The organism is Spiribacter salinus M19-40 (genome assembly GCF_000319575.2).
Lineage (GTDB): Bacteria > Pseudomonadota > Gammaproteobacteria > Nitrococcales > Nitrococcaceae > Spiribacter > Spiribacter salinus.
This window is the reverse complement of record NC_021291.1, coordinates 278,612-303,869: the sequence shown is the minus strand read 5'-3', so window position 1 is coordinate 303,869 and position 25,258 is coordinate 278,612. Positions and strand designations below refer to the sequence as shown.

Annotated in this window: 23 protein-coding genes; 17 read left to right on the top strand and 6 right to left on the bottom strand. The window is 63.3% G+C overall.

Features of this window, described 5'->3' with window-relative positions; all coding sequences use genetic code 11:
- Positions 1–19: 19 nt before the first annotated feature.
- From SPISAL_RS01455 to gmk, 3 genes are all read right to left on the bottom strand, one after another.
- The gene (locus SPISAL_RS01455) at positions 20–2,188 is read right to left on the bottom strand and encodes a RelA/SpoT family protein (protein WP_016352697.1); all 2,169 of its coding nucleotides are present in this window, start codon (positions 2,186–2,188) and stop codon (positions 20–22) included.
- 10 nt (positions 2,189–2,198) lie between these two features.
- On the bottom strand, positions 2,199–2,543 hold the full coding sequence (rpoZ, locus tag SPISAL_RS09040) for a DNA-directed RNA polymerase subunit omega (RefSeq protein ID WP_016352696.1): 345 nt from the start codon (positions 2,541–2,543) through the stop codon (positions 2,199–2,201).
- A 113-nt stretch (positions 2,544–2,656) separates the two neighbouring features.
- Positions 2,657–3,268 carry a guanylate kinase gene (gene gmk / locus SPISAL_RS01445; protein ID WP_016352695.1) on the bottom strand — a complete coding sequence of 204 codons (612 nt, stop codon included), beginning with the start codon at positions 3,266–3,268 and terminating at the stop codon, positions 2,657–2,659.
- 74 nt (positions 3,269–3,342) lie between these two features.
- Here gmk and rph point away from each other — a divergent pair, with 74 nt between their 5' ends.
- From rph to SPISAL_RS01425, 4 genes are read left to right on the top strand one after another with little or no spacing between them, the layout of a single operon-like run.
- Positions 3,343–4,071: a ribonuclease PH gene (gene rph / locus SPISAL_RS01440; RefSeq protein ID WP_016352694.1), complete on the top strand. Its 729-nt coding sequence runs from the start codon at positions 3,343–3,345 to the stop codon at positions 4,069–4,071.
- Positions 4,072–4,073: 2 nt separating this feature from the next.
- The gene (gene rdgB / locus SPISAL_RS01435) at positions 4,074–4,688 is read left to right on the top strand and encodes an RdgB/HAM1 family non-canonical purine NTP pyrophosphatase (RefSeq protein ID WP_016352693.1); all 615 of its coding nucleotides are present in this window, start codon (positions 4,074–4,076) and stop codon (positions 4,686–4,688) included.
- Positions 4,673–5,842 (top strand): radical SAM family heme chaperone HemW, encoded by a 1,170-nt coding sequence (gene hemW, locus SPISAL_RS01430; RefSeq protein ID WP_016352692.1) that lies wholly within the window; start codon positions 4,673–4,675, stop codon positions 5,840–5,842. The genes rdgB and hemW overlap by 16 nt, the downstream gene beginning before the upstream one ends.
- A complete protein-coding gene (locus SPISAL_RS01425; protein ID WP_016352691.1) occupies positions 5,835–6,014 on the top strand; it encodes a CPXCG motif-containing cysteine-rich protein in 180 nt (59 codons plus the stop codon). The genes hemW and SPISAL_RS01425 overlap by 8 nt, the downstream gene beginning before the upstream one ends.
- Before the next feature lie 30 nt (positions 6,015–6,044).
- Here the strand turns inward: SPISAL_RS01425 and SPISAL_RS01420 are convergent, their stop codons facing one another.
- The gene (locus tag SPISAL_RS01420) at positions 6,045–6,422 is read right to left on the bottom strand and encodes a SirB2 family protein (protein WP_016352690.1); all 378 of its coding nucleotides are present in this window, start codon (positions 6,420–6,422) and stop codon (positions 6,045–6,047) included.
- Positions 6,423–6,596: 174 nt separating this feature from the next.
- Between SPISAL_RS01420 and SPISAL_RS01415 the strand changes: the two genes are divergently transcribed.
- Complete coding sequence (locus tag SPISAL_RS01415; RefSeq protein WP_016352689.1) at positions 6,597–6,860, top strand: type B 50S ribosomal protein L31; 264 nt, start codon at positions 6,597–6,599, stop codon at positions 6,858–6,860.
- Positions 6,861–6,967: 107 nt separating this feature from the next.
- Positions 6,968–8,266 carry a citrate synthase gene (locus tag SPISAL_RS01410; protein WP_016352688.1) on the top strand — a complete coding sequence of 433 codons (1,299 nt, stop codon included), beginning with the start codon at positions 6,968–6,970 and terminating at the stop codon, positions 8,264–8,266.
- Here SPISAL_RS01410 and SPISAL_RS01405 read toward each other — a convergent pair.
- Both SPISAL_RS01405 and SPISAL_RS01400 read right to left on the bottom strand, forming a co-directional pair.
- Positions 8,263–8,874 (bottom strand): hypothetical protein, encoded by a 612-nt coding sequence (locus SPISAL_RS01405; protein WP_041389403.1) that lies wholly within the window; start codon positions 8,872–8,874, stop codon positions 8,263–8,265. The genes SPISAL_RS01410 and SPISAL_RS01405 overlap by 4 nt on opposite strands.
- A gap of 16 nt (positions 8,875–8,890) precedes the next feature.
- Positions 8,891–11,299, bottom strand: coding sequence for a penicillin-binding protein 1A (locus SPISAL_RS01400; RefSeq protein WP_016352686.1), 2,409 nt, complete (start codon positions 11,297–11,299; stop codon positions 8,891–8,893).
- A gap of 61 nt (positions 11,300–11,360) precedes the next feature.
- Here SPISAL_RS01400 and pilM point away from each other — a divergent pair, with 61 nt between their 5' ends.
- From pilM to SPISAL_RS01345, 11 genes are all read left to right on the top strand, one after another.
- The gene (gene pilM, locus SPISAL_RS08880) at positions 11,361–12,320 is read left to right on the top strand and encodes a type IV pilus biogenesis protein PilM (RefSeq protein ID WP_016352685.1); all 960 of its coding nucleotides are present in this window, start codon (positions 11,361–11,363) and stop codon (positions 12,318–12,320) included.
- A complete protein-coding gene (locus SPISAL_RS01390; protein WP_016352684.1) occupies positions 12,304–12,849 on the top strand; it encodes a PilN domain-containing protein in 546 nt (181 codons plus the stop codon). The genes pilM and SPISAL_RS01390 overlap by 17 nt, the downstream gene beginning before the upstream one ends.
- Positions 12,840–13,802: a type 4a pilus biogenesis protein PilO gene (gene pilO / locus SPISAL_RS01385; RefSeq protein ID WP_041389124.1), complete on the top strand. Its 963-nt coding sequence runs from the start codon at positions 12,840–12,842 to the stop codon at positions 13,800–13,802. The genes SPISAL_RS01390 and pilO overlap by 10 nt, the downstream gene beginning before the upstream one ends.
- Complete coding sequence (gene pilQ, locus SPISAL_RS01380; RefSeq protein WP_016352682.1) at positions 13,781–14,905, top strand: type IV pilus secretin PilQ; 1,125 nt, start codon at positions 13,781–13,783, stop codon at positions 14,903–14,905. The genes pilO and pilQ overlap by 22 nt, the downstream gene beginning before the upstream one ends.
- The gene (gene aroK / locus SPISAL_RS01375; RefSeq protein ID WP_016352681.1) at positions 14,902–15,435 is read left to right on the top strand and encodes a shikimate kinase AroK; all 534 of its coding nucleotides are present in this window, start codon (positions 14,902–14,904) and stop codon (positions 15,433–15,435) included. The genes pilQ and aroK overlap by 4 nt, the downstream gene beginning before the upstream one ends.
- Positions 15,428–16,522 (top strand): 3-dehydroquinate synthase, encoded by a 1,095-nt coding sequence (gene aroB, locus SPISAL_RS01370; RefSeq protein ID WP_016352680.1) that lies wholly within the window; start codon positions 15,428–15,430, stop codon positions 16,520–16,522. The genes aroK and aroB overlap by 8 nt, the downstream gene beginning before the upstream one ends.
- Positions 16,515–17,687 carry a deoxyguanosinetriphosphate triphosphohydrolase gene (locus SPISAL_RS01365; protein WP_016352679.1) on the top strand — a complete coding sequence of 391 codons (1,173 nt, stop codon included), beginning with the start codon at positions 16,515–16,517 and terminating at the stop codon, positions 17,685–17,687. Before aroB ends, SPISAL_RS01365 begins: the two co-directional genes overlap by 8 nt.
- Before the next feature lie 183 nt (positions 17,688–17,870).
- Positions 17,871–22,334, top strand: a complete 4,464-nt coding sequence (gene gltB / locus SPISAL_RS01360) for a glutamate synthase large subunit (RefSeq protein WP_016352678.1) — start codon at positions 17,871–17,873, stop codon at positions 22,332–22,334.
- A gap of 7 nt (positions 22,335–22,341) precedes the next feature.
- Entirely contained in the window at positions 22,342–23,748 is a 1,407-nt protein-coding gene (locus tag SPISAL_RS01355; protein WP_016352677.1) for an FAD-dependent oxidoreductase, read from the top strand.
- A gap of 2 nt (positions 23,749–23,750) precedes the next feature.
- Entirely contained in the window at positions 23,751–24,818 is a 1,068-nt protein-coding gene (gene hemE, locus SPISAL_RS01350; RefSeq protein ID WP_016352676.1) for a uroporphyrinogen decarboxylase, read from the top strand.
- A complete protein-coding gene (locus SPISAL_RS01345) occupies positions 24,811–25,248 on the top strand; it encodes an NUDIX domain-containing protein (protein WP_016352675.1) in 438 nt (145 codons plus the stop codon). Before hemE ends, SPISAL_RS01345 begins: the two co-directional genes overlap by 8 nt.
- Positions 25,249–25,258: the final 10 nt, after the last annotated feature.

Genomic DNA, 25,258 nt, shown 5'->3' with positions numbered 1-25,258 from the left:
TTGCGGGTGCGGGGCGGCGTTAGCCGCGGCGGCGATTGATGCGCAACACGGCTGACAGCCCCCGCAGCCGGCGCATGAGCCGGGCGAGATGAACACGCCCACGCACACTCAGCACCAACCGCATGATCGCAATCATGCCTTCCTTTTCCTCGATTTCAACGGCGTCGATATTCGAGTCCAGATCCGAGATCACGGCCGCGACGTTGGCCAGCACACCCCGGCGGTTCATGACCTCCATATCCACCGCTACCGGATACTCACCCTCGGCAATGGCATCCCACTGAACATCCAGCCATTTCTCTGGGTGATTACGGTATTCGCGAATGTTGTTACAGGTCTGATGATGGATCACGACGCCACGGCCAGCGCTGGCAAAGCCCACGATGGGGTCACCGGGAATGGGCCGGCAACATCGGGCAAAGGTGACGACGGCGCCTTCATTGCCGCGGATGGCCAGTGCACCTGGCCGACCATCCTGTCCCGGCGCCGAGCGCTCCGGGCTGATCCCGGCAAGCCGCCGAGCCACCAGCCAGGGCATGCGCTGACCCAGCCCGACCTCGGTGAAGACCGCGTCCATATCATTCATGCCCAGCGCCTCGAGCCCGGCATTCGCCTGCGACGTGGGAATGCCGTCGAGGGTGAGATCAATCGCGCCCAGCGCCTCTTCGACCATGCGCTGGCCCAGCTCGGTGGCTTCCCGGCCACGCAAGCGCTTAAGGCTGTGACGGATCGCGGTGCGCGCCTTCGCGGTCACGGCAAAATCCAGCCAGGCAGGATTCGGCCGGGCCACCGGCGCGGTAATAATCTCGACGGTCTGCCCCGTCTCGAGGGGGCTTCGCAGTGGTGCCAGCCGGTGGTCGATGTTCGCCGCGATACAGGCATCGCCGATGTCCGAGTGCACGGCATAGGCAAAGTCCACGACGGTGGCGCCCTTCGGCAGCTCCATGATGTCGCCCCCCGGCGTGAAGACGTAGACCTCGTCGGGCAGCAGATCGATTTTCACATTCTCGATGAACTCGAGGGAGTTACCGGCGTTCTCCTGCATCTCCATGAGCCCATGCACCCACTCCCGCGCACGGCTCTGCGCCACATTGGTCGCTGCACTCGCGTCCTTGTACAACCAGTGAGCAGCAATGCCGGCCTCAGCCACCCGATCCATCTCGGCCGTGCGAATCTGTACTTCGACCTGAATGCGCCGTGGACCAATGAGCGTGGTATGCAGGCTTTGATAGCCATTCACCTTGGGAATGGCAATGTAGTCCTTGATGCGCCCCGGCAACGGCTTGAACAGCCCGTGGCAGTGCCCGAGCACGCGATAGCAGGTATCCACGTCAGACACGACAATCCGAAAGCCATAGACATCGAAAATGTCATCGAAGCCAGCCTGTTTGGCGCGCATCTTCTGGTAGATGCTCCAGAGATGTTTCTCACGGCTGATAATGCGGGCATCCAGCCCGGCCTCGTCCAGGCTCTCGAGCAGCGACTCCCGCACCGTGTCGAGAAGCTCGCGCCGAGAACCGCGCTGACGTTGCACCCGCTCTTTGAGCACGCGATAGCGCATCGGAAAGAGTGCGGCAAAGCCAAGATCCTCGAGCTCAATGCGAATGGCATTGATACCCAGGCGCTGGGCGATCGGTGCATAGATCTCCAGCGTCTCCCGGGCGATGCGACCCCGCTTGCTCCGCGGCATCACCCAGATGGTGCGCATGTTATGAAGGCGATCGGCGAGTTTGATCAGGATGACGCGAATGTCCTGGGACATCGCCAGGACCATCTTGCGGAAGTTTTCCGCCTGCGCTTCCGCTTTGCTGCGGAAGTTAATCTGCGTGAGCTTGGACACCCCATCCACCAGCTGCGCAACCTCAGGCCCAAAGGCCTCGGCAATCTCTGCCTTTGCGGTCGGGGTGTCTTCAATCACGTCATGGAGAATGGCAGCGCAGAGACTTTCCGCATCCAGCCCCATCTCACCCAGGGTTCGGGCGACGGCAAGGGGGTGCGTAATATAGGGCTCGCCGGAGAGGCGGCGCTGTCCCGAATGGGCCTCAGCGCCGAATTGGTAGGCCTTGTAGACCTGCTGGACCTGGCGTGGCTCCAGATAATTTTCGAGCAGTGAGCACAGTTCGGCGGCGCGGGCCGCCGAATCGGCACCGGTGGTGTCCGGTAGGGCTACGGCGTCACTGCTTGCCATGAATGCCGGTTCACTCCGCCGGCTTCTCCTCGTCGGATGCTGTGTCGTCGGCCGCTGGGGCGTTGTCAGCAGGCGCCAGCTCGTCCGTGGGGGCCTCGGCCTCCTCGGCTTCCTCGGATGCCCGATCCAGCGCACCCAGTGCCTCGGCCGCCTCGGCCTCAACATTCAGGATCTCGGAGGTGACATGCCCTTCCGCGATTTCCCGCAGGGCAACCACCGTCGGCTTGTCATTCTCAAGATCAACGTACGGCTGACTGCCCCGGGCAACCTGACGCGAGCGCCGTGTGGCCGCAAGCACAAGCTCGAAGCGGTTATCGATGGTCTCGAGGCAATCCTCAACGGTCACGCGTGCCATGCAGGCATCCTCCGGAATTCTTTCACTAACGATATTGACTTTGCAGTCTAGCGTGAAATTCCCGCACAGAGAAAGCTTTACGCACCTTTTCTGGGCATCGGGCCTTGAAGGCGCTACCCCGTCAGATCACTGAGGACCGGGGCATGTTGCTGCATCTGACGCGCACGCCGCAGTCGACGCGCACGGACGATGGCCTCGAGATCCGCCAGGGCGGTCTCGAAATCGTCATTCCAGACGAGGTAGTCGTACTCACCACAGTGGCTCATTTCGCTGACTGCCGCCTGCATGCGATCGTGAATCACGGCGTCGCTATCCTGGGCGCGGGCTCTCAGGCGCTGCTCAAGCGCGGCTCGAGAGGGCGGCAGGATGAAGACCGACACCGTGTCTTCGAGCTGGGCACGAATCTGACGTGCGCCCTGCCAGTCAATCTCGACCAGCACATCACGGCCAGCAGCAAGATCCGCCTCCACGGCGGCGTAGGTCGTGCCGTAGCGTCGGTCGAAGACATGGGCGTGCTCAAGAAACGCCCCTGAGGTGATCAAATGCAGGAAAGCGGTCTCGTCAACGAAGTGGTAATCACGGCCATCCACTTCGCTGGGACGCGGCGTCCGGGTCGTATGAGACACCGAGATCACCACCTGATCATCGCGCGCCATCAGGCCGCGCAGCAGCGAGGTTTTCCCCGCACCCGAGGCGGCGGAAACGATATAGAGTGTACCGGTCATGCCCGACTTCATCCGGATAATGCTACCCTCTTCGCCCTTTTTGCGCACCGATCCAACTTACGCAGGAGACCGCCATGCGCCCAAGCGGCCGAAGCCCCGACTCGTTACGACCCATCCGATTTACCCGTGGCTTCACTCGGCATGCCGAGGGATCTGTGCTCGTCGAGTTCGGTGAGACCCGCGTGTTGTGCACCGCCTCCGTGGAAAATCGCGTCCCGCCCTGGCTGCGGAACAGCAACCGCGGCTGGGTAACCGCTGAGTACGGCATGCTGCCTCGGGCAACCGGCAGCCGCACGGACCGTGAAGCTGCCCGCGGGCGCCAGCAGGGGCGCACGGTGGAGATTCAGCGGTTGATCGGCCGATCCCTGCGCGCCGTTGTTGACCTTGAGGCGCTGGGAGAGCGCCGCATCGTCGTCGACTGCGATGTCCTGCAGGCCGATGGCGGGACGCGAACGGCCTCGATCACCGGGGGTTACGTGGCGCTGGCCGATGCCGTGAGCCGCCTCCTGGAGACCGGTAAAATCCGCCGCAACCCCTTGCATGGCCATGTCGCGGCGATCTCCGTCGGAATCTATCAGGGCACGCCCGTGCTCGATCTCGACTACGCCGAAGACTCCGAGGCGGAAACCGACATGAACGTGGTCATGAACGATGCCGGACACTTCATCGAAGTGCAGGGCACCGCCGAGGGTCACGCCTTTCGTCGCGCTGAACTCGACGCCATGCTGGACCTCGCAAGCAGTGGCATCGATACCCTGGTCAATGAACAGCGCACCGCCCTTGCGCTGGCGCTCGACACCTGAGCATGCCTGCGGTCGATCGACTCGTACTGGCCACGGGCAACCCCGGCAAGGTCAGCGAACTCCAGCAGCTGCTGGCCGGACTGGTTGAAACGATCCGCCCGCAATCCTTTTATTACGTGCCTGAGGCGGAGGAAACGGGAACCACGTTCATTGAAAACGCCATCATCAAGGCACGGCATGCCGCCGCGCACACGGGTCTGCCTGCGATCGCTGACGACTCCGGGCTCGAGATCCCCGCGCTGGATGGCGCCCCAGGGGTCGTTTCCGCGCGCTGGGCGGGAGAGGGGGCTGACGATGCAGCCAACTGCGCGCGCTTGCGCGACGAACTGCTCGATCTCGGCCCGAATGAGCGCGCTGCCCACTACCGATGTGTTGTTGCCTACATGGCGCACGCGGCGGATCCCGCACCGGTGATCGCACAGGGCATCTGGACTGGTGTCCTGACAGAAGCCCCGCGCGGGACGGGCGGTTTTGGCTATGACCCGCATTTCTACCTGCCGGCGCTGGACTGCACGGCCGCAGAGCTCGATGCCACCACCAAAAACCGGCTCAGCCATCGCGGCCAGGCGCTTGTCCGGCTGCGCGAGCAGCTGGAGGCGCGATGGATGGCACCCTGACCCCACCGCCACTCGGCCTGTATATCCACCTGCCGTGGTGCGTTCAGAAATGCCCTTACTGCGATTTCAACTCGCATGCACTTCGCGGCGAACTGCCGGAAGGCAACTACATCACGGCCCTGCTCCGGGATGCCGCGCAGGCTGCGCCAGAGGCATCTGGCCGGCCGGTAGACACCGTGTTCATCGGCGGGGGCACACCGAGTCTATTCAGTGCCGCCGCCATTGATCGGCTGCTGCGCGGTCTGGAAGAGACCCTCAACCTGCACCCCGAGGCCGAAATCACCCTGGAGGCCAACCCCGGCACGCTGGATGCCGACCGATTCGAGGGATTTCTCAAGGCGGGCGTCAACCGGCTGTCCATTGGTGTGCAGAGCTTTGGTGATGACCATCTCCGGCGCCTTGGCCGCATCCATGGCGCCCGAGAGGCCATCGAGGCGATCGAACTGGCGCAGCGCGCGGGTTTTCAGCGAATCAATGCTGATCTGATGCACGGACTGCCCCACCAAACGCTCACTCAGGCAGTCCGTGACGTTGACCAGGCGCTTGCGCTGGGCATTCGGCATGTTTCTCATTATCAGCTCACCCTTGAACCGGGCACGGCATTTCACCATCGCCCCCCGGCGCTGCCGGACGACGACGCGCTCGCTGACATTGAGGCGGCCTGCGCCACGCGCCTCGCCGAGGCCGGGCTCATCCGCTATGAGGTCTCTGCGTGGTCAACACCCGGGGAGGCGTGTCAACACAATCTCAACTACTGGCAGTTCGGGGATTACCTGGGCATCGGCGCTGGCGCCCATGCCAAAATGACTGAGCAGGACGGACGGATCACGCGCACCCAGCGCGTCGCTATGCCCCGGCACTACCAGGCGGTGGCCGGCACACCCGCGGCAATCGCCGAAGCGCACGAAGTGCCCGTCGATGAGCGCTTGCTGGAATACCTGATGAATGCCCTGCGCCTGACCGAGGGCACGACGGTTAAAGAGGCGCTAGAGCGCACGGGCCTGACAGCAGAGACATTGCAGCCGGGTGTCGACACGGCTGTCAAGGAGGGGTGGCTTGCTGACGACCCAGAACGACTCCAGCCCACTCCGCAAGGCCAACGTTTTCTGAACGATCTACTGGGCGTTTTCATGACGATGTCAACGGATGGATGAGCTGACGATCACCTGCCCGTACTGCGGCGAGGCATTCACCACGCTGGTTGACACCTCGGCGGGCGATCAGGACTACATCGAGGATTGCATCGTCTGCTGCCGGCCCATCGAGTGCCATCTTGAAGTCACCACCGACGGTCCGGTTCTGACCCCCCGGCGGGATGATGACTAGCACCGCGGCCAACGGCGATCCGGTGACCAGTCAGACCGGGAGGGGCTGCTTCCAGAGTGCCACCATAACGATGTAGCCGTAGACGGCCACGGCACCCGCAAAGGCCAGAACCCGCACCGCGACCGGGCGCCCCGGTTTGACGGCAATAATGCCAAGCGCAATGTAGGCCACCAATGCAATCGCCTTGGCGGTAATCCAGCCGTGTGGCACAAGCGGCCAGTTCCAACCAATCCACGCCGTCCCCAGTGCCGTAATCAGCAGCAGGCCATTGACAACATGGGGCGCGATCTTCGCCCAGCGCTTTTCAAGCATGGCCGACCCGGTCACCAGCCAGAACCCTTTGAGCAGGAACAGCAGGATGGTGAGTGTCGCTACGGTGGTGTGGAGATGTTTGAGGCCGGTGTACATCGATCGATCCCGTTCGGTAAGCCCGCGAAAGTCGTGATCCTACCGCTCGCGAGCAACGTGCACCAGCCTCACAGCAACCGTCCGCGCCGGCACGCATTGCAACAAGTCACTTGTACAGATCGCGGCGACGCCCTATGATACCGCGCTCTGATTTCCAGTCTGTCGGGAAGCATCATGAAAAAAGACATCCACCCCGAATATCGTCCGGTTGTGTTTCAGGACATCTCCTCGGACTTCTCCTTTCTGACGCGGTCGACCGTGCAGACGGGAGAGACCATTAAATGGGAAGACGGCAAAGAGTATCCGCTTGTAAAAGTTGAGATCTCGAGCGCCAGTCACCCGTTCTACACCGGCAAACAGCGCGTCCTCTCGAGTGGCGGCCGGGTGGATCAGTTCCGGCGTCGTTACGGCGCAATGGCGAAGGGCGGCAAGGGCTGAAGCCCTGCCCAGCCTGAGACGGGCCCTGGAGCGGTAACTCCGCCCGTCACCGTGTTAAGCGATGCCCCACAGTCCGCCAGTCTCTGGCGCCACCAGGGAGTCGAGCCATGGCCGACAAAACTGTCACCATTAACGATAACGCAACTGGCAAGCAGGCCGAGATGCCCGTCCGCAGCGGCACACATGGCCCCGATCTGATCGACATTCGCACGCTGCACTCGGAGCTTGGCTACTTCACCTATGACCCGGGCTACAGCACGTCCGGCAGCTGCCAGAGTGACATCACCTTCATCGATGGTGATCAGGGTATTCTGCTCTACCGTGGCTACCCCATCGAACAGCTCGCTGAGCAGAGCTCGTTTCTCGAGGTCGCCCGCCTGCTCATTCACGGTGATTTGCCGACCAAAACCGAGCTGGCGCATTTCGAAACGTCCATCACCCACCACACCATGGTGAATGAAAGCCTGCGGATCTTTTTCAATGGCTTTCACTACAACGCCCATCCGATGGCTATGCTCACCGGCGTTGTCGGCTCCCTGTCGGCGTTCTATCACGACACGATCGATATCAATGATCCGGATAACCGGCTGCTGTGCGCCTATCGGATTATCGCCAAGATGCCCACGATTGCTGCGGCCGCGTTCAAGCACATGGTCGGCGAGCCCTTTGTGCATCCGCTCAACCGACTGTCGTACACGGGCAACCTCCTGAACATGCTCTTCGCACGGCCGAGCGAAGACTTTGAAATCAATCCAGTCGCTGAACGGGCGCTTGATCAGCTGCTGATCCTGCATGCCGACCATGAACAGAACGCCAGCACCTCGACTGTGCGATTGGCGGGCAGCACGGGCGCCAACCCGTTTGCCGCCATCAGCTCAGGGTGTGCTGCACTGTGGGGGCCGGCTCACGGCGGCGCCAATGAGGCGGTGCTGAACATGCTCAGCGAAATCGGCACCGTGGATCAGGTACCGAAATACATTGAGAAAGCCAAAGACAAGAACGACCCGTTCCGTCTGATGGGCTTCGGGCATCGGGTTTATAAAAACTACGACCCTCGCGCTACGATCATTCGCAAGACCTGCCACGAAGTTCTGGACGAACTCGGCGTCGGTAACGACCCACAGCTCGAGCTCGCCATGCGGCTCGAGGAAATTGCCCTGGCTGATGACTACTTCGTCGAGCGCAAGCTCTACCCGAATGTGGACTTCTACTCCGGGATTATTTACCGGGCACTCGGGATCCCGAAAGAATTCTTCACGGTCCTCTTCGCCATTGGCCGCACACCGGGCTGGATCGCGCAGTGGATGGAGATGCTTTCCGACCCGGAACAGCGTATCGGCCGGCCGCGCCAGCTTTATACCGGCCCGGCCCGACGCGATTACGTTCCGCTTCACCGTCGCCGCTAGGCGTCGCCGTCCATCAACGCCTCCACCGCGCCACGACTGGCCCGGCGCATCGGCCGGCCGTCGACCGGGCTGCGCGGTGGATGGCGCAATGCCAGCTCATCAAACACGGTTAATTTGATCTCAATGTCGCCGGCCATGAACCGGTGCATGGGCACGAAGGCGTACTCATCGTCGAAACGCATCCGGCGCTCTTCAGTCTCGAACGGGATCTCCTGATCAAGCAAAAAGAGCACGACGTCCTCGGGGATATCGGCAAAACAGTGCAGGTCGACCGCACTTTCCGGGCCAGCTGTGCCATCCAGCACGGATCCAGCCAGGCGCGGTCTGAATGGCGCAAAGAAAGTCATCGCCTCCAGCGCAGCCTCCCGTAGGGTCTGCAGCGCCGATTGCTGGCGCACCCCGCCAAACAGGCGCTGGTAGTCCTGCAGCGCCGCCTGAATCTCACGATTCTGGGGCAAATTCGTCGTCCCCGGCGCCCCAAGGTGGAAGGCCGCCTTGCGCTTGGCGAGCGAAAAATCCTCAACGCCCTCGGTCGCCATGATTTTGGCTGCTTCCTGAATGAGCCGCTCGCGCATGCGCGAGTCACGACTCGCCTTACCCCGTGCCATGGTCATTGCACTCCTGTTAGAAGATCGGTGTGCCATCACCACCGCTGCGGCCATCCGAGACATCCTCTTCATCGGCCTCGGTGCCACGCTTGGGCAGATTCTCCTCTCGGAAGGTCTCAAAGATGGCCTGCTCATCGTCGCTATCGGTGCGCTGGCCGGTCTCAGGATCAATCCGCACGGTAACGAGGCCTGCTGGCCGGGACCATTCGGTCTCTGGCCGGCCTTTCAGCGCGGCGCCCATGAAATGGATCCAGACCGGCAGTGCGGCCCGCCCACCCGTTTCATACCGACCAAGCGTCTGCAGCTCGTCAAAACCGACCCAGGCCGTCGTGACCAGGTCACCGCCGAACCCGGAGAACCAGGCATCTTGCTGGTCATTCGTCGTCCCCGTCTTGCCCGCCAGATCCGCGCGTCCCAATTGAAGGGCCGAGCGCCCCGTCCCCTCACGCACCACGTCCTGAAGCATCGAGCGCATCTGCCAGGCTGTGCGCTCATCGATGACACGCTCTGCGGGCCGCGCATCCGGGCGCTGTGGACCAACCTCAGAAGGCCGCGCCGGTGCCATCTCGGAGGCAGAGATTGCGCGATCCGGATACGCCCGATAGATGACCCCCTCGCCGTTCTCAACCACCCGATCGATGAAATACGGGGTCACGCCATACCCGCCGTTCGCAAAGGCGGTGTAGGCCCCGGCCAGCTCTACGGGGGTTACCTCCCCCGAACCAAGGGCAAGCGAGAGATTGCGTGGCAGCTGATCGCCCGGTATTCCGAGCTTTTCGATATGACGGATCGCGTCCTGCACCCCGATCTGTCGAAGCACTCGAATCGAGACAAGGTTACGAGAGTTAATCAGCGCCTCGCGCAGCCGGGTCGGGCCAAAGACACGGCCACTGTAATTTTCCGGACGCCAGACATCCTCCAGCGAGACATCAGCAAACACCACCGGCGAGTCGTTGATTAAGGTCGCCGGCGTTAGTCCGTTCTCAAGCGCCGCGGAGTAGACCAACGGCTTGAAGGCAGACCCAGGCTGGCGCTCCGCCTGCAGCGCCCGATTGAATTTACTCAACGAAAAATCATAGCCGCCCACGATCGCCTCGATACGGCCATCCTGTGGCGACAGAGAGACCAGGCCGGCCTGCGGCTCTGGCACTTGGGCAAGGCGCCAGTCACCACCCGCCTGACGTAGATAGACCACGTCGCCCTCGCTCAGAATGTCATCCGCCGTCTCAGGATTGGGGCCCATCGCGTTGCGGCCCAGCTGCTCCCGAGCCCAGCGCATACCCGACCAGCTGAGCTCGATCGTCTGACCGGTGGCGGTCAGGATCGTCGCGCTCTGCTCGCCAACGCCGCTGACATAGCCCACTTCAAGCGCGCCCGGGCTCGGGTATTCACTCAGCCGTTCAAATAGCGGCTCCGCTTCCTCATCTAGCGCTGGGACGTCGAGGCGATCCAACGGCCCGCGATAGCCGTGTCGCTCGTCATATTCATGCAGGCCCCGCCGTACCGCCTTGCGGGCATCCGCCTGCCGCTCCGCGGTCATCGTGGTAAACACCTGATAGCCACCGGTGTACGCCTCCTCCCGTCCGTATCGGTCGGTTGCCCAGTCCCGAGCCATCTCGGCGACATAGGGTGCAGAGGCCTCACGCTCACGACGATGGCGCTCAGCCGTCAGCGGCGCGGCCATGGCCAGGTCATAGCGGGCCTGATCGATATAGCCGGTATCCAGCATGCGCTCGAGCACATAGGCACGACGCTCCCTGGCGCGTTCCGCATCGGCAATCGGATTCCAGGCCGACGGTGCCTTGGGCAGTCCCGCAATCATCGCCTGCTGCGCCAGGGTCAGCTCGGCGAGCGGTCGTCCGTAATAGACATCGGCTGCCGCCGCCACACCATAGGCGCGCTGGCCCAGATAGATCTTATTCAGGTAGAGCTCGAGGATCGTATCCTTGTCGAGCTGCCGCTCGATGCGCAGGGCGAGAAAGATCTCGCGCAGCTTGCGCAGATAGGTCCGCTCCGAAGTGAGAAAGAGATTGCGGGCGAGCTGCATCGTGATTGTGCTGCCGCCAGGGCCTTTTTCACCAGTGCGAACCAGGTACCAAACCGCCCGCGTCAGCCCTTGATAATCTACCCCTGGGTGTTCCCGATAGCGCCGATCTTCGGCCGCAATAAAGGCCTGCTTAAGGGTCTCCGGGACCGCTTCGAGCTCAACCGGGGTCCGCCACATCTCACCGAACTCATCGATGAGCTGGCCATCGGCGGTGTAAACGCGCAACGGCACCTGAAGCTCAACGTTACGGACCTCTTCGACGCTCGGCAGCGTCGGCGCGAGGGCAATGTAAGCCACGATAAGTCCGCCGAATCCGAGAAGGGCAAGCGCCGCGAGGCCGGTCAGAAACTGCAGGAAGCGCCTGATGATACGTGACATTAAAGCCCTTGCTCATGGGAAACCGATACCCCGGCAGTATACCACCGGCCCGCTTCGTTGGATGCCGAAATTACCTCACTGGGGCCAGCGCCGCGTTGTCGGTGTCGACCTGGGTGCGACGGCCATCAAGGCCGTCGCGCTTGACCCCTCCCATCAGCCTCCGCGGCTGACTGGATTCAGTCTGGTGCCTCTGCCAGCCGCGGCGATCCGGGAGGGCGAGCTCACGGACCCGAAAGCGCTGGCGCCCAGCCTGCGCAAAGCCGTGCGCCAGGCGAGCCCGCACACTCGCCAAATCGCGCTGGCCATTCCTGCCGCCGCAGCGATCTCACGGTATCTGCGTGTCCCAGCCGGTCTCACTGACCGGGCCATGGCTGGGCATGTTGCTTTGGCGCTGGATGAGCTGCTCCATCAACCTCGCCACACCCTCTACACCGATTTTCGAGTCGCGTCCGACCCAGCCACGGTCAACAGCGAGGTCGATGTACTGCTGGTGGCCACACGCCGGAAGCTCATCGATCAGCGCCTGGCCCTGCTGCGCGCGGCAGGCCTGCACGGCACGCTCGTGGATATCGAAGACCATGCACTGGCACGCCTTCACCGTCGTCTACCGCAGGCACCGGCATCGCAAACCATTGGCCTGCTCGATGCCGGTCAGCAGTCCTTACGCTTTAGTGTAATCGCCGATGAGGAGCCCGTTCATCGACAATCGCAGGCATTCGACGATATCACCGACGCCGAGCAGTGGATCGTCGCCTGTAGACGCGCCGTTGCTGTCTATCAAGGCAGCCACGATGCGCGGCCGCTGGATGGCCTGCACATCACAGGGGGCCGGGCTCACTCGTCACTGTGCGAGACCCTCACCGACTCCCTGAAGCTCGCCGTTACCATGCTCGACCCACTCACTCGGGTGACGCCGTCGCAACACGTGGATCACGCCGCATTGAATCGCGCCAGCAATCGGCTGAGCACCGCGACAGGTCTTGCCCTCCACGCCGGAGATCCCGATGCCCACTGGCGTTAACCTGCTCGATTGGCGGGCGCGCCAGGACCGTCGACTGAAGCGGCGTTTTCTGATGCAGATGGGGACACTGGCTGGGATCGGCCTGGCCGTGATGTTCATGGCGACCCGAGCCCTTGAGGGGCAGATCAATGCCGAGCGTGCGCGACACAACCCGCTGGCGAGGGAAATTGACGCGGGTGCCACTGCGCTGGTCGAGCTGGATCGGCTGGAGATCGCCGTGAGCGCCCTTGAGGACCATCTCGCTGCCATCGAAACGCTGGAAGCCACCCGTCACGCGCGCTTCTCCGCCATCGAAACGGCGCTCTCAGCACGACCCGGTCCCGTTAGCCTGGATCGTCTCTCCAGCACCGACAAGGGCCTCACCATCGCCGGCAAGACAGGATCATCGGACGCCTTGACCGCCTACACCAGGGCCCTCGCGGCATCGAAAACCTTCACCTCAGCCCGCATCACAACGCTCCATAGCGGACCGGCCCGCTCCACCACACGCCGGCATTTCGAACTGGTCGCTGAGGCACAATGGCGATAACACAGCCGCAACCCCCGCGAAGCCGTCTCACGATGGCGCTGTGTGGACTGGGCGCACTGGCCGCCGGGCTGCTGGCTGGATCCTGGTGGCTATTCGAACCCGCACGCACGACTCTGGCCGATGCCCGCCTCCAGACCCGTGATCTCACCGAAACGCTGGAGGCTCAGCGTGACCGCCTCGCCAGCGGCCCAACCCTGAACGAGACCTATGCGCAGCTGCAGGCACGTCTGGCCGACAGCCCGGTCTTTTTGCCCGGCGAGCCAGACCCGTCGGCAACATTGGCCGCCCTCGCCACAGAGGCCCGTGAGGCGGAGCTCGTCATCGAACGCTTCGCGCCCAACATCGCCGTCACAAACGCTGAAGATCCGTACGTACCGATCAGCGCCACGCTCCAGGGGAGCTGGGCCGGCATCGTGGATTTTTTGCTGCAACTCTCCCATCAACCGCGCCTTATCACTCTCAGGCGATTCGATCTAGAGCCCGTCAATCAACAGGACGTGCATGAAGGGGTGCGCTTGCGCGCTGACCTCGCCGCGCACTGGCGACCAATCGACACGACAGTGCCCTCACTAATCCAACCACCGGTGCCGGATCAGCAGAAAGTCACTCGCTCGGACGCCCTTGCGCAAAACCCCTTTGCGAGCGCTGAGGACCAAAACACGCCCCAGGCGGCGTCATGGCCGCATTATCTGGGCCGGATCACTCACGGCAGCCGCATCTGGGCACTGATCCGCGACCTCAATGGCCAGATCCACCGGCTACAGACCGGTGACCGGATCACGCCAACAACGCCGAATGCCCCACGCCTGCAGGTCGATCAGATCGGGGCGACGTCGCTGAGACTCACAGCGGTTCGCTCAGCCGGCGCCGAACCGGGCACTTCACCCATCAACCTTCCGCTTAGGAAGCGCCAGTCCTCAGGAGCATGCCCATGGCCCTGCCCAGATCGCTGACCCAACGGATGGCCGGCTACCTGCTCGTGCTGATGAGCCTTGTCGGGGTATCGACTGCCCTGGCGGATGAGCCCATGCGCATTGATGTCCGTGACATGGCACTCGAGGAGCTCCTAGAGCAAATCGAGGCCCTGGAGAACACGCCAGACACCGGCGCGGCCGACACCCCAGCCCCTGTGGGCAACGACGCCCTCACCCGCTTTATTCCGCTGAAATACGCGCAGGGCGACAGCCTGCTCCCGTTGATCGACGCCGAGAGCGCCCGCGTCGACACCCGAACCAACACCCTGGTGGTCACCGGCAGTCCAGCACAGCTTGCCGCGGCGCAGGCCCTGATCAAGCGCCTGGATATTCCAGTCCGTCAGGTGTTGATCGAGGCCCGAATCGTGATTGCCAGCGACGATTTCAGCGATGAACTGGGCGTGCGCTTCGGCGCCCGCCGCGAGAAAAGTTTCGGTGACATCACCTTCCAGCTGGGTGGCACGCGCGATGCCGACGGCCTACTGGTGGATCTACCTGCCGGCAACGCCGCCGGCTCAGCCGGTATCGCCATTGGCAAGGTTGGCAGCTATCTCTTGCAACTCGAGCTCTCCGCCATGGAGAGCGAGAACCGGGGAGAAATTGTCTCCAGTCCGCGGGTGGTAACCGCGAGCCATCAACGCGCCGAAATCAAGCAGGGTGTCCAGATCCCGTTTGAACAGGCGACCTCCAGCGGAGCGACCAGCATCGCGTTTCGCGAGGCGGTGCTGGGCCTGGTCGTTACACCACAGATCACGCCGGATAACCACATCCAGCTCGCCCTCGCCGTTAATCAGGATAGCCGCGGTGAGGAGACGCCCGACGGCCCGGCGATCAATACCCAGTCGGTGCGCACCAACGTTTTGGTCGCCGATGGTGAGACCGTTGTCCTCGGCGGCGTTTTTGAACAAACCCGGCGTACGGGCCTGCGGCGGGTACCCATCCTCGCTGATCTGCCCGGTGTGGGTGGGCTATTCCAGCGCCGCGTGCGCGTGGACGACCGCAGCGAGCTGCTGGTCTTTGTGACACCCCGCATTCTCGAGAACCCGGCAGCGATGGCAAACGCGGTAGAATCATCCCCATGAGTCATGTGGATCGAATCTTCCTGATCGGGCCGATGGGCGCGGGGAAAAGCACCATCGGCCGACGCCTGGCAGAACAACTGGGCCTGAGCTTTGTGGATTTGGATGCCGCGCTTGAAGCTCGGACCGGTGTCGATATCCCGCGTATTTTCGACATCGAAGGCGAAGCGGGATTTCGTCGCCGTGAGGCCGATCTGCTGGCCGAGCTGACCGAACAGCCACGCATTTGTCTCGCCACCGGCGGCGGCGCGGTACTCAATGAGACCAGTCAGCTCAACCTGTCCGCGCGCGGTGTGGTGATCTATCTGCGCGCTCGGGTGGATACCCAGCTTGCCCGGACACGCCAGAGTGACCGCCCTCTCTTGCAGGGTAACGACCCACGGGGCCGCCTGGAGGCGCTTCTGACCGAACGTGGGCCCATCTATGAAGCGCTTGCCGACATCACCATCGACACGGAAGATGGCAACCCGGATCGACTCGCGCGCCTTCTGGCCGAGCGCGTGCAAGACACAGGACTGACAGACAATGGCTGAGGCAACCCGACAGGTCACCGTCGCGCTGGGTGAGCGGCAGTACACCATCGACATCGGTCGAGGCCTGCTCGCACAACCCGCTCGGTTACAGGCGGCCATTAAGGCGCGGCAGGTCGTTGTGATCAGCAATGAAGTCGTCGCACCACTGTATCTGGCACACCTCCAGGCGGCTCTGAAGGATCGCCAGTTCGCAGCGGTCACGCTCCGCGATGGCGAACAGGAAAAGCGCCTCGAGTCGATGCTGCCGGTGTTCGATGAAATGCTGGTCAATGGCTTTGACCGGGACTGCCAGGTCGTCGCCCTCGGTGGGGGTGTGATTGGCGATCTGGCAGGATTTGTCGCGGCAACCTACCAACGCGGCGTTGATTTCATCCAGATCCCGACCACGTTGCTGGCCATGGTGGACTCATCCGTCGGCGGCAAGACCGGGGTCAATCACCCCCGCGGCAAGAACATGATCGGTGCCTTCCATCAACCACGGGCTGTCCTCGCTGACCTCGATGTGCTTGAAACGCTGCCGGATCGTGAATTCCTAGCGGGCATGGCCGAGGTCATCAAATACGCCCTGTTGGGCGATCGCGAATTCCTTGACTGGCTGGAGGCCAATCTCGAGGCCGTCATGGCCCGGGACCCGGAAGCGCTGAGTTTCGTCGTGGAGCGCGCGTGTCAGAACAAGGCCGCCATTGTCGCCGCCGATGAGCGGGAATCTGGCCAGCGTGCCCTGCTCAACCTGGGGCATACCTTCGGCCATGCCATCGAGGCGGCGCTGGGCTATGGCGAGTGGCTGCATGGCGAAGCGATTGGCGCTGGCCTGTGCATGGCCGCTGCGCTCTCCGAGCGCGCCGGATGGCTCAGCCCAGACGAGCGCCAGCGCGCCGAGACCTTAGTTGAGCGCACGGGGCTGCCCACGCGCGCCCCGGGCGGGATTGGGTCAGCGCGCTTTCGCGAGTTCATGGCACGCGACAAGAAAAACCGCGGCGGCGCCCTGCGTCTGGTCCTTCTGCGTGGCCTGGGTGATGCCATTGTCACGGCGGATTACCCTGCCGCTGCCCTAGAGGCCACACTGGCGAGCACGGATCATGGTTAGCGCCGGCGGCGACCCATTGGGCCTGGCGCCCTTCGCTTCCCGCCCCTCACAAGGGCGCGGCCGACGCGTGCCGGAAGACGCGTCCGATTTGCGTAACGATTTCCAGCGCGATCGCGACCGGATCATCCACAGTGCCGCGTTTCGGCGCCTCGAATACAAAACGCAAGTTTTCGTTAACCACGAGGGGGATTTGTTTCGAACCCGGCTGACGCACAGCCTGGAGGTGGCACAAGTTGCCCGCACCCTCGCCCGCGCAATGGGCCTGAACGAAGATCTAACCGAAGCGATTGCCCTTGCCCACGATCTCGGCCATACCCCATTTGGCCACGCTGGTCAGGAGGCCCTCGATGCCTGCATGACCCCGTATGGTGGCTTTGAGCACAACCTCCAGTCGCTGCGTGTCGTTGACCTGTTGGAAGGACGCTATCCGAACTTTGACGGGCTCAATCTGACGTTCGAAGCACGCGAGGGTCTGGTGAAACGCTGCCCGACCGAGCAGGCCAAACGCCTGGGTGATGTTGGGCGGCGTTTCCTGGACGGTACACAGCCTTCACTGGAGGCCCAGCTCACCAATATCGCCGATGAAATTGCCTATAACAGCCACGACGTGGACGACGGACTGCGCGCGGGGTTGCTTGACCTCGACGAACTGCTGGCGCTGGACTGGATTGCCGGCCTGCATCACCGCGCCAGCACGAGCCACCCTGGACTGAGGGGTCGTCGCCTGGTCTATCGCATCGTGCGCGACCTCATCGCTGACCAGGTCCATGACCTGATCGAAACCAGCCAGGCAAACATTGACGCGGCCAGCCCCGAAGATCCGGACGCCGCTCGAGCATTGAGCCACCCCCTGATCGGTTTCAGCGAGGCAATGCATGCCCAGCACTGGACGCTGAAGCAACACCTCCACGAGCGCCTGTATCGGCACTACCGGGTCCATCGCATGACCACCAAGGCCGCCCGCGTCATCGAGGCCCTGTTCGAAACATTGATGAGTGATACCCAGTTGCTTCCCCCGCAGTTTCGGGAGGCCGCCGAGGCCCGCGAGTCCGCGCGCGGGCTGCGGGGGCGTGCCCGCGTTGTGGCCGATTACATTGCCGGCATGACGGATCGCTTCGCACTGGATGAACACGAGCGCCTTCTCAGCCCGAAACGCCTCACCTGAAGTTGCCGAAAAAACCCATGGCCGCTATATTAGTCGGCCATTTGCCCTATGAAACGGGAGCGGGCCAACCGAGGGCCTGACCCCCGGGATTCCCGCACCAGTTCAGGAGAGAAGGCACTGTCGATTCGACGGCGCCTGGCTGGCGTGACCCGCTCCCCGAACCCAACCAGAGAGGCCGTTCGCGTGAGGCAGCTACCGTTTACCCGTCCGACGCTTTACCGACCCGAGTTCGAGCGTGACAACTGCGGCTTCGGCCTGATCGCGCACATGGACGGCCAACCCAGTCACTGGCTGCTGGATACGGCCATCTCGGCGCTCGCCCGGCTGACGCACCGGGGTGCGGTTGCCGCCGACGGCAAGAGCGGTGATGGCTGCGGATTGCTGATCAAACCACCCGTCGATTTCCTGCGCGCAGCGGCCGCCGAGCAGGGCATCACCCTCGCGGATCACTTCGCGACCGGCTGCGTCTTCCTGGCCCACGACGAGGCAACCGCGCAGGCCACACGGGGCGCGATTGAGGCGGCTCTGGCGCACTACGAAGTGCCCGCTGCCGGGTGGCGGGCTGTGCCGGTGGATACCAGCGCCTGCGGCGCGCAGGCACTGGCCACGCTGCCCGCGATCGAACAAGTCTTTGTCAACGCGCCTGCCGACATGGAAGAGGCGGAATTCGAGCGGCGCCTGTTCATGGCGCGCCGTCAGGCCGAAAAGGCCCGCGAGGGCGTGGACGAGGACTTCTATATACCGAGCCTCTCCAGCCGTGTCCTGTCCTACAAGGGGCTGGTCATGCCGGAGAACCTGCCGGTGTTCTACCAGGACCTGCAGGACGAGCGGCTCGAGACGTCACTTGCCGTCTTCCATCAGCGCTTCTCCACGAACACGCTGCCGCAGTGGCGACTGGCCCAGCCATTCCGCTATCTCGCGCACAACGGCGAGATCAACACGATCCAGGGCAATCGGAACTGGGCCATGGCCCGGGCGTACCGTTTCAATACGCCACTGCTGCCCGACATCGAGGCCATTCAGCCGTTGGTTAATCTCACCGGCTCCGACTCTTCGAGTCTCGACAACATGCTGGATGTGCTCATCACTGGCGGCATGGACATCTTCCGAGCACTGCGGCTGCTCATTCCGCCGGCCTGGCAGAACGTGGAAACCATGGATGCCGACCTGCGGGCGTTCTATGAATTCCACTCCCAGCACATCGAGCCCTGGGATGGCCCTGCGGGCATCGTGCTCACTGACGGCCGCCATGCCGCCTGTGCACTGGATCGCAACGGGCTGCGCCCGGCTCGCTGGGTCATCACCGACGACCGGCACATCACGCTCGCATCCGAAGTGGGTGTATGGGATTACGACCCGGCCCGGGTCGTTGAAAAGGGTCGGTTGCGGCCGGGCGAAATGCTCGCTGCCGACACCCAGACCGGGGAACTCCTGCTGCCCGAGACCATCGATGAGCGACTGAAAACCCGCGCGCCCTACAAGCGCTGGCTCACCCAGCACTCGCGCGCCGTCCCCTCCAGCCTGGGGCCACAGAGTGAGCGCGAGCCGGTTGAGCCCAATCAGCTCGACATCTACCAAAAGCAGTTCGGCGTCACCTTTGAGGAGCGCGACATTGTGACGCGGGCCCTCGCCCAGGGCGGTCAGGAAGCCGTCGGTTCGATGGGCGATGACACGCCCATGCCTGTCCTCTCTCAGCAGGTCAGGCCGCTGTATGACTATTTTCGCCAGCAGTTCGCCCAGGTCACCAATCCGGCGATCGACCCGCTGCGCGAGCAGATTGTCATGTCACTCGAGACCGTCTTCGGCTCCGAGAAGAATCTGTTCGAGGAAGTCGAGGACCATGCGAAACGACTGGTCCTGGACTCACCCATCCTCTCCGATGGCAAGTTCATGGGGCTTCTCGCCGAGCACGAGCAGGACAACCTGATCCACCGGATCGATTTGAGCTACGCCGCCGAGGGCGATCTGCACAGCGCCGTGCGGGCGATTCGTGAAGAGGCCGCCACCGCGGTGCGCAACGGTGCCACGCTACTGGTGCTCTCCGACCGCGAACTGAGCCGCGAGCGCATCCCAGTACACGCAGCGCTGGCCACAGGCGCGGTGCATCATCATCTGGTGCGCACTGGTCTGCGCTGTGACGCCAACCTGGTCGTTGAAACCGGTACCGCCCGTAACAGCCACGAATGCGCCGTGCTGATCGGCTATGGCGCCACGGCCATCTACCCGTACCTGGCCTATGACGTGGTCCAGGATCAGCTGCGCACCGGCGAGATCAAGGGCGCGGAGCTCTCCGACCTGCTGCGCAACTATCGCAAAGGTCTCAACAAGGGGCTGTACAAGATCCTCTCGAAGATGGGGATTTCGACGATCACCAGCTATCGGGGTGCGCAGCTCTACGAAATCGTCGGCTTTCACGACGAGGTGGTTGATCTGTGCTTTACCGGCACGACATCCCGCATCCAGGGCGCGAATTTCAGCGACCTCGAAGGCGATCAGCGCACCCTGCACGAGGGCGCCTGGCGGCGGAGTCAGCCGCTCACGCAGGGTGGATTGCTCAAATACGTCCATGGTGGTGAGTACCATGCGTATAACCCGGATGTCGTTGCGGCCCTCCAGGAGGCGGCGTACACCGGCGACTACGAGCGCTACCGGATTTATGCCGAGACCGTTAATACGCGGCCGGTGGCCGCACTGCGCGATCTGCTGCAGGTCAAGGAGCCCACGCCCATCCCGCTAGAAGAGGTCGAGCCGCTCGAGGACATCCTCAAGCGTTTTGACTCGGCCGGCATGTCGCTCGGCGCGCTCTCGCCCGAGGCCCACGAGGCCCTGGCAATTGCCATGAACCGGCTGGGTGGACGCTCCAACTCCGGTGAAGGTGGCGAAGATGATCATCGCTTCGGTAACGAGCGGAGCTCTCGGATCAAGCAGGTCGCCTCCGGGCGCTTTGGCGTCACGCCGCACTACCTGCGCAACGCCGAGGTGCTGCAGATCAAGGTGGCTCAGGGTGCGAAGCCTGGCGAGGGCGGTCAGCTGCCCGGCCACAAAGTTAACGACATGATCGCGCGGCTTCGCTACTCCAAGCCAGGCGTTGCCCTGATCTCACCGCCACCGCATCACGACATCTACTCGATTGAGGATCTGGCGCAGCTGATTTATGACCTCAAGCAGGTCAACCCCGATGCACTGGTGTCGGTCAAGCTGGTTGCCGAGCCCGGCGTAGGCACGGTCGCGGCTGGTGTCGCGAAGGCTTATGCGGATCTGATCACCATCTCGGGCTACGACGGCGGGACAGGCGCGAGCCCGCTCACCTCCGTGAAGTACGCGGGCACCCCATGGGAGCTTGGCCTCGCGGAGACCCATCAGACGCTGCGCGCCAATGACCTGCGCGACAAAATCCGGGTCCAGACCGATGGAGGGCTGAAGACCGGGCTCGACGTGATCAAAGCAGCGATCCTCGGCGCCGAGAGCTTTGGCTTTGGCACCGCTCCGATGGTTGCGATGGGCTGCAAGTACCTTCGCGTGTGTCATCTGAACAACTGCCCCACAGGTGTGGCCACGCAGGAAAAGGTCCTGCGAATGAAGCACTTCATCGGCACCCCGGAGCGCGTGGCCAACTATTTCACGTTCGTGGCCATGGAAACCCGCGAGTGGCTCGCGCGGCTTGGCGTGCGCTCACTCGAATCACTCATCGGCCGCGTGGACTTGCTCGAGGCCCGGGAAGCGGAGACCGACAAACAGCGCCGGCTGGATCTCAGCCCGATTCTGTCAGACGGTGGGCTGGATGCCTCCCTACCCACGCACTGCACCACGCCAAGCAACGTCCCCTTTGACCGGGGCGAACTGGCCGAGCGCATGGTGGCTGATGCCCTGCCGGCGATCGAAGCCGGTCAGGGTGGCGAGTTCCTTTACAACGTTCGCAATGACGACCGCTCAATCGGCGCCCGTCTATCCGGCGAGATCGCGGTAAGACACGGCAATCTTGGCATGAGCGGCAACCCGATCACGCTGCGCCTGACCGGCAGCGCCGGGCAGAGCTTCGGCGTCTGGAATGCCGGTGGCCTTGAAATGGTGCTGGATGGGGATGCCAACGACTACGTCGGCAAGGGAATGGCCGGTGGCAAACTGGTGATCCGCCCGCCGGTGCAGAGCCAGTTTGCTAGCCAGGACACCACGATCATCGGCAACACCTGCCTGTACGGGGCCACGGGCGGCAAGCTCTTTGCCGCTGGCCTGGCGGGTGAGCGCTTCGCTGTGCGTAACTCGGGTGCCCACGCGGTGGTCGAAGGCGTAGGCGATCATGGCTGCGAGTACATGACCGATGGTGTGGTCTGCGTGCTTGGGCCCACCGGGCTCAACTTTGGCGCCGGCATGACCGGTGGACTTGGCTTTGTGCTGGATCTCGAGAACCGATTCGTGGACCGCTACAACCACGAGCTGATCGACATCCGCCGCGTGCAGACCGAGCCGATGACCGCCCATCGCGAATTCCTGCGGGCCACCATCGCTGAATTCGTCGAAGAAACCGGTTCGCAGTGGGGTCGCGAGATTCTGGATAACTTCCGGGACTACGTCGGGTGCTTTTGGCTGGTCAAGCCCCGGGCGGCCGACATCAACGAGGTACTGAACACGCTGCGTCAGGCAGCCTGAGCGAGTTATGGGCAATTACTTTCAGTTTATTGACGTGCCCCGCGAGGACACGACCAAAGAGCCGGCCGGCGCGCGGGTTCAGAAATTCACGGAAATCTACGGTGATTTCAGCAGCGAGCATGCCGCCTCTCAGGCGGATCGCTGCGTGGAATGCGGCAATCCCTATTGTGAGTGGAAATGTCCGGTCCACAACTACATCCCGAACTGGCTCAAGCTGATTGCCGAGGGCAACCTGTTCGAGGCCGCCGAGCTCTCGCATAAAACCAACACGCTGCCTGAGGTCTGCGGCCGCGTCTGTCCGCAGGATCGCCTCTGTGAAGGCGCCTGCACGCTCAATGATGGCTTCGGTGCCGTCACGATTGGGTCGGTCGAGAAATACATCACCGACGAGGCGTTCAAACAGGGATGGCGGCCCGATATGTCAGGCGTGGTCGCCACCGGCCACAAGGTCGCGATCGTCGGGGCGGGCCCGGCAGGCCTGGGCGCCGCCGACATCCTCGTGCGCAACGGCGTGGAGGCGGTGGTCTTTGACCGCTATCCCGAGATCGGTGGCCTGCTGACGTTCGGCATTCCACCGTTCAAGCTCGAAAAGGAAGTCATCGCGAAGCGCCGCGAAATCATGGAAACCATGGGCGTCGAGTTCCGTCTGGGCGTCGACGTTGGCACCGATATCACCTACGAAGAGCTTGAGCGCGATTACGATGCCGTGTTCCTCGGCATGGGGACCTACACCACCATGCGCGGCGGCTTCCCGGGCGAGGACATGGAGGGCGTTTACGACGCCTTGCCCTTCCTCGTCTCGAACATCAACCGCCTGATGGGCTTCCAGAAAGACCCCTCCGAGTTCATCGACATGAGCGGCCAGCGGGTGGTTGTACTGGGTGGTGGCGACACCGCCATGGACTGTAATCGCACCTCGCTGCGCCAGGGCGCAACCAGTGTGACCTGTGCCTATCGGCGTGATGAGCAAAACATGCCCGGCTCCCGGCGCGAGGTGTACAACGCCAAGGAAGAAGGCGTCGATTTCCGCTTCAATCGCCAACCGGTCGAAATCGTGGGCAATGGCCAAGTCGAGGGCGTTAAAGTGGTCGAGACCCGTCTGGGCGCACCCGACGAGCGTGGCCGCCGGCGGCCCGAAGTTGTGCCAGACAGCGAGGAGATCATCCCGGCCGATCGCGTCATCATTGCCTTTGGTTTCCGTCCCGATCCGCCCGCCTGGTTCGACGAGCATGGCATTGCCGTTGATGAGCGTGAGCGAGTCAAGGTCCAGAAGCAAGGCAAGTACGCCTTTCAAACGGAGAACCCCAACGTGTTCGCCGGCGGCGATATGGTGAGGGGTTCTGATCTGGTGGTGACCGCGGTCTGGGAAGGCCGGGAAGCCGCGAAGGGCATCCTCGCCTATTTGAGCGTCTAGCGGTGAGCAGCGAGCTCCACAATGACCGCCTGCTTCGCGCCCTGTTGCGCGAGCCGGTCGATCGGACACCGGTCTGGATCATGCGCCAGGCAGGCCGGTACCTTCCGGAGTACCGCGAACTGCGGGCGCAAGCCGGCAGCTTCATGAGCCTCTGCAGCAATCCGGCGCTCGCCTGCGAGGTCACCCTTCAACCCCTGCGACGCTTCCCGCTGGATGCCGCCATTCTGTTTTCGGACATCCTCACGGTACCGGATGCCATGGGGCTTGGCCTCTACTTCGAGCCGGGAGAAGGCCCGCGCTTCGAACGGCCCGTCCGCGATGCCGCAGCGATCGATGCCCTGCCTGTCCCGGACATCGGCTCGGAGCTGCGGTACGTGACCGACGCCGTCAGCCTGATCCGCCGCGAGCTGGCCGGCCAAGTGCCACTCATTGGCTTTTCCGGCAGCCCGTGGACTCTCGCCACATACATGGTTGAGGGCGCCAGCAGCAAGGATTTCCGGCATATCAAGGCCCTCGCTTACGATCAGCCTGAGGTCCTCGAGCGGCTGCTCAACAAGACCGCTCAAGCGGTAACCGCCTATCTCAATGCGCAGGTTGAGGCCGGCGCTCAGGCCCTGATGATCTTCGATACCTGGGGCGGCGCCCTGGCGCATGATGCCTACGAGCGCTTCTCGCTACGCTTCGCCCGGCAGATCATCGAAGGGCTGATTCGTGAGCGGGATGGCCGCCGCATACCCGTGGTTTTCTTTACCAAGGGCGGGGGGCTATGGCTCGAACAGATCGCCGGTTGCGGCGCCGATGCCTTGGGCGTTGACTGGACCCTGTCTCTCAGCGAAGCCCGGCGCCGTGTCGGCGATCAGGTCGCTCTGCAGGGGAATCTGGATCCCAGTGTACTGTATGCCAGTCCGCACGTTATCCAGGCAGAGGTCGCCCGCGTGCTGGCCGAGTTTGGTCACGGCAGTGGCCATGTCTTCAACCTCGGCCACGGGGTTCACCCTCAAATCCCACCCGACCACGTGGCGGCGATGATCGAAGCCGTGCAGGCTCAAAGCCCTGCCTACCATGAATAAGCGCCGACCCCGCACGCTGTCCGCCGGCATGGTGATCGTGCGCCCGGAGGCGGCGGAATGGCGATTCCTCCTACTGCGGGCCTATCAGTACTGGGACTTCCCCAAGGGCCGTACCGAGGCAGGCGAGACACCGCTGCAGGCCGCTTGGCGAGAGGTGGCTGAAGAGACCGGCATAACCGAACTGGATCTCGCCTGGGGCGAGGACTATATCGAGACAGGCCCCTACGCCCGCGGCAAGGTCGCACGGTATTATCTGGCCCGGACCGAGACGCGCAAGGTGGTGCTGGGTATTGCCCCGGAACTGGGCACGCCCGAGCACCATGAGTGGCGCTGGGTGGATGAGACCACGGCCTACCATTTAACTGCGCCACGGGTGCGCCAGGTCCTGGACTGGGCTACCCATCGTCTGCCGCGCTGCCCCGCGGCCTGACCGCCGGAGA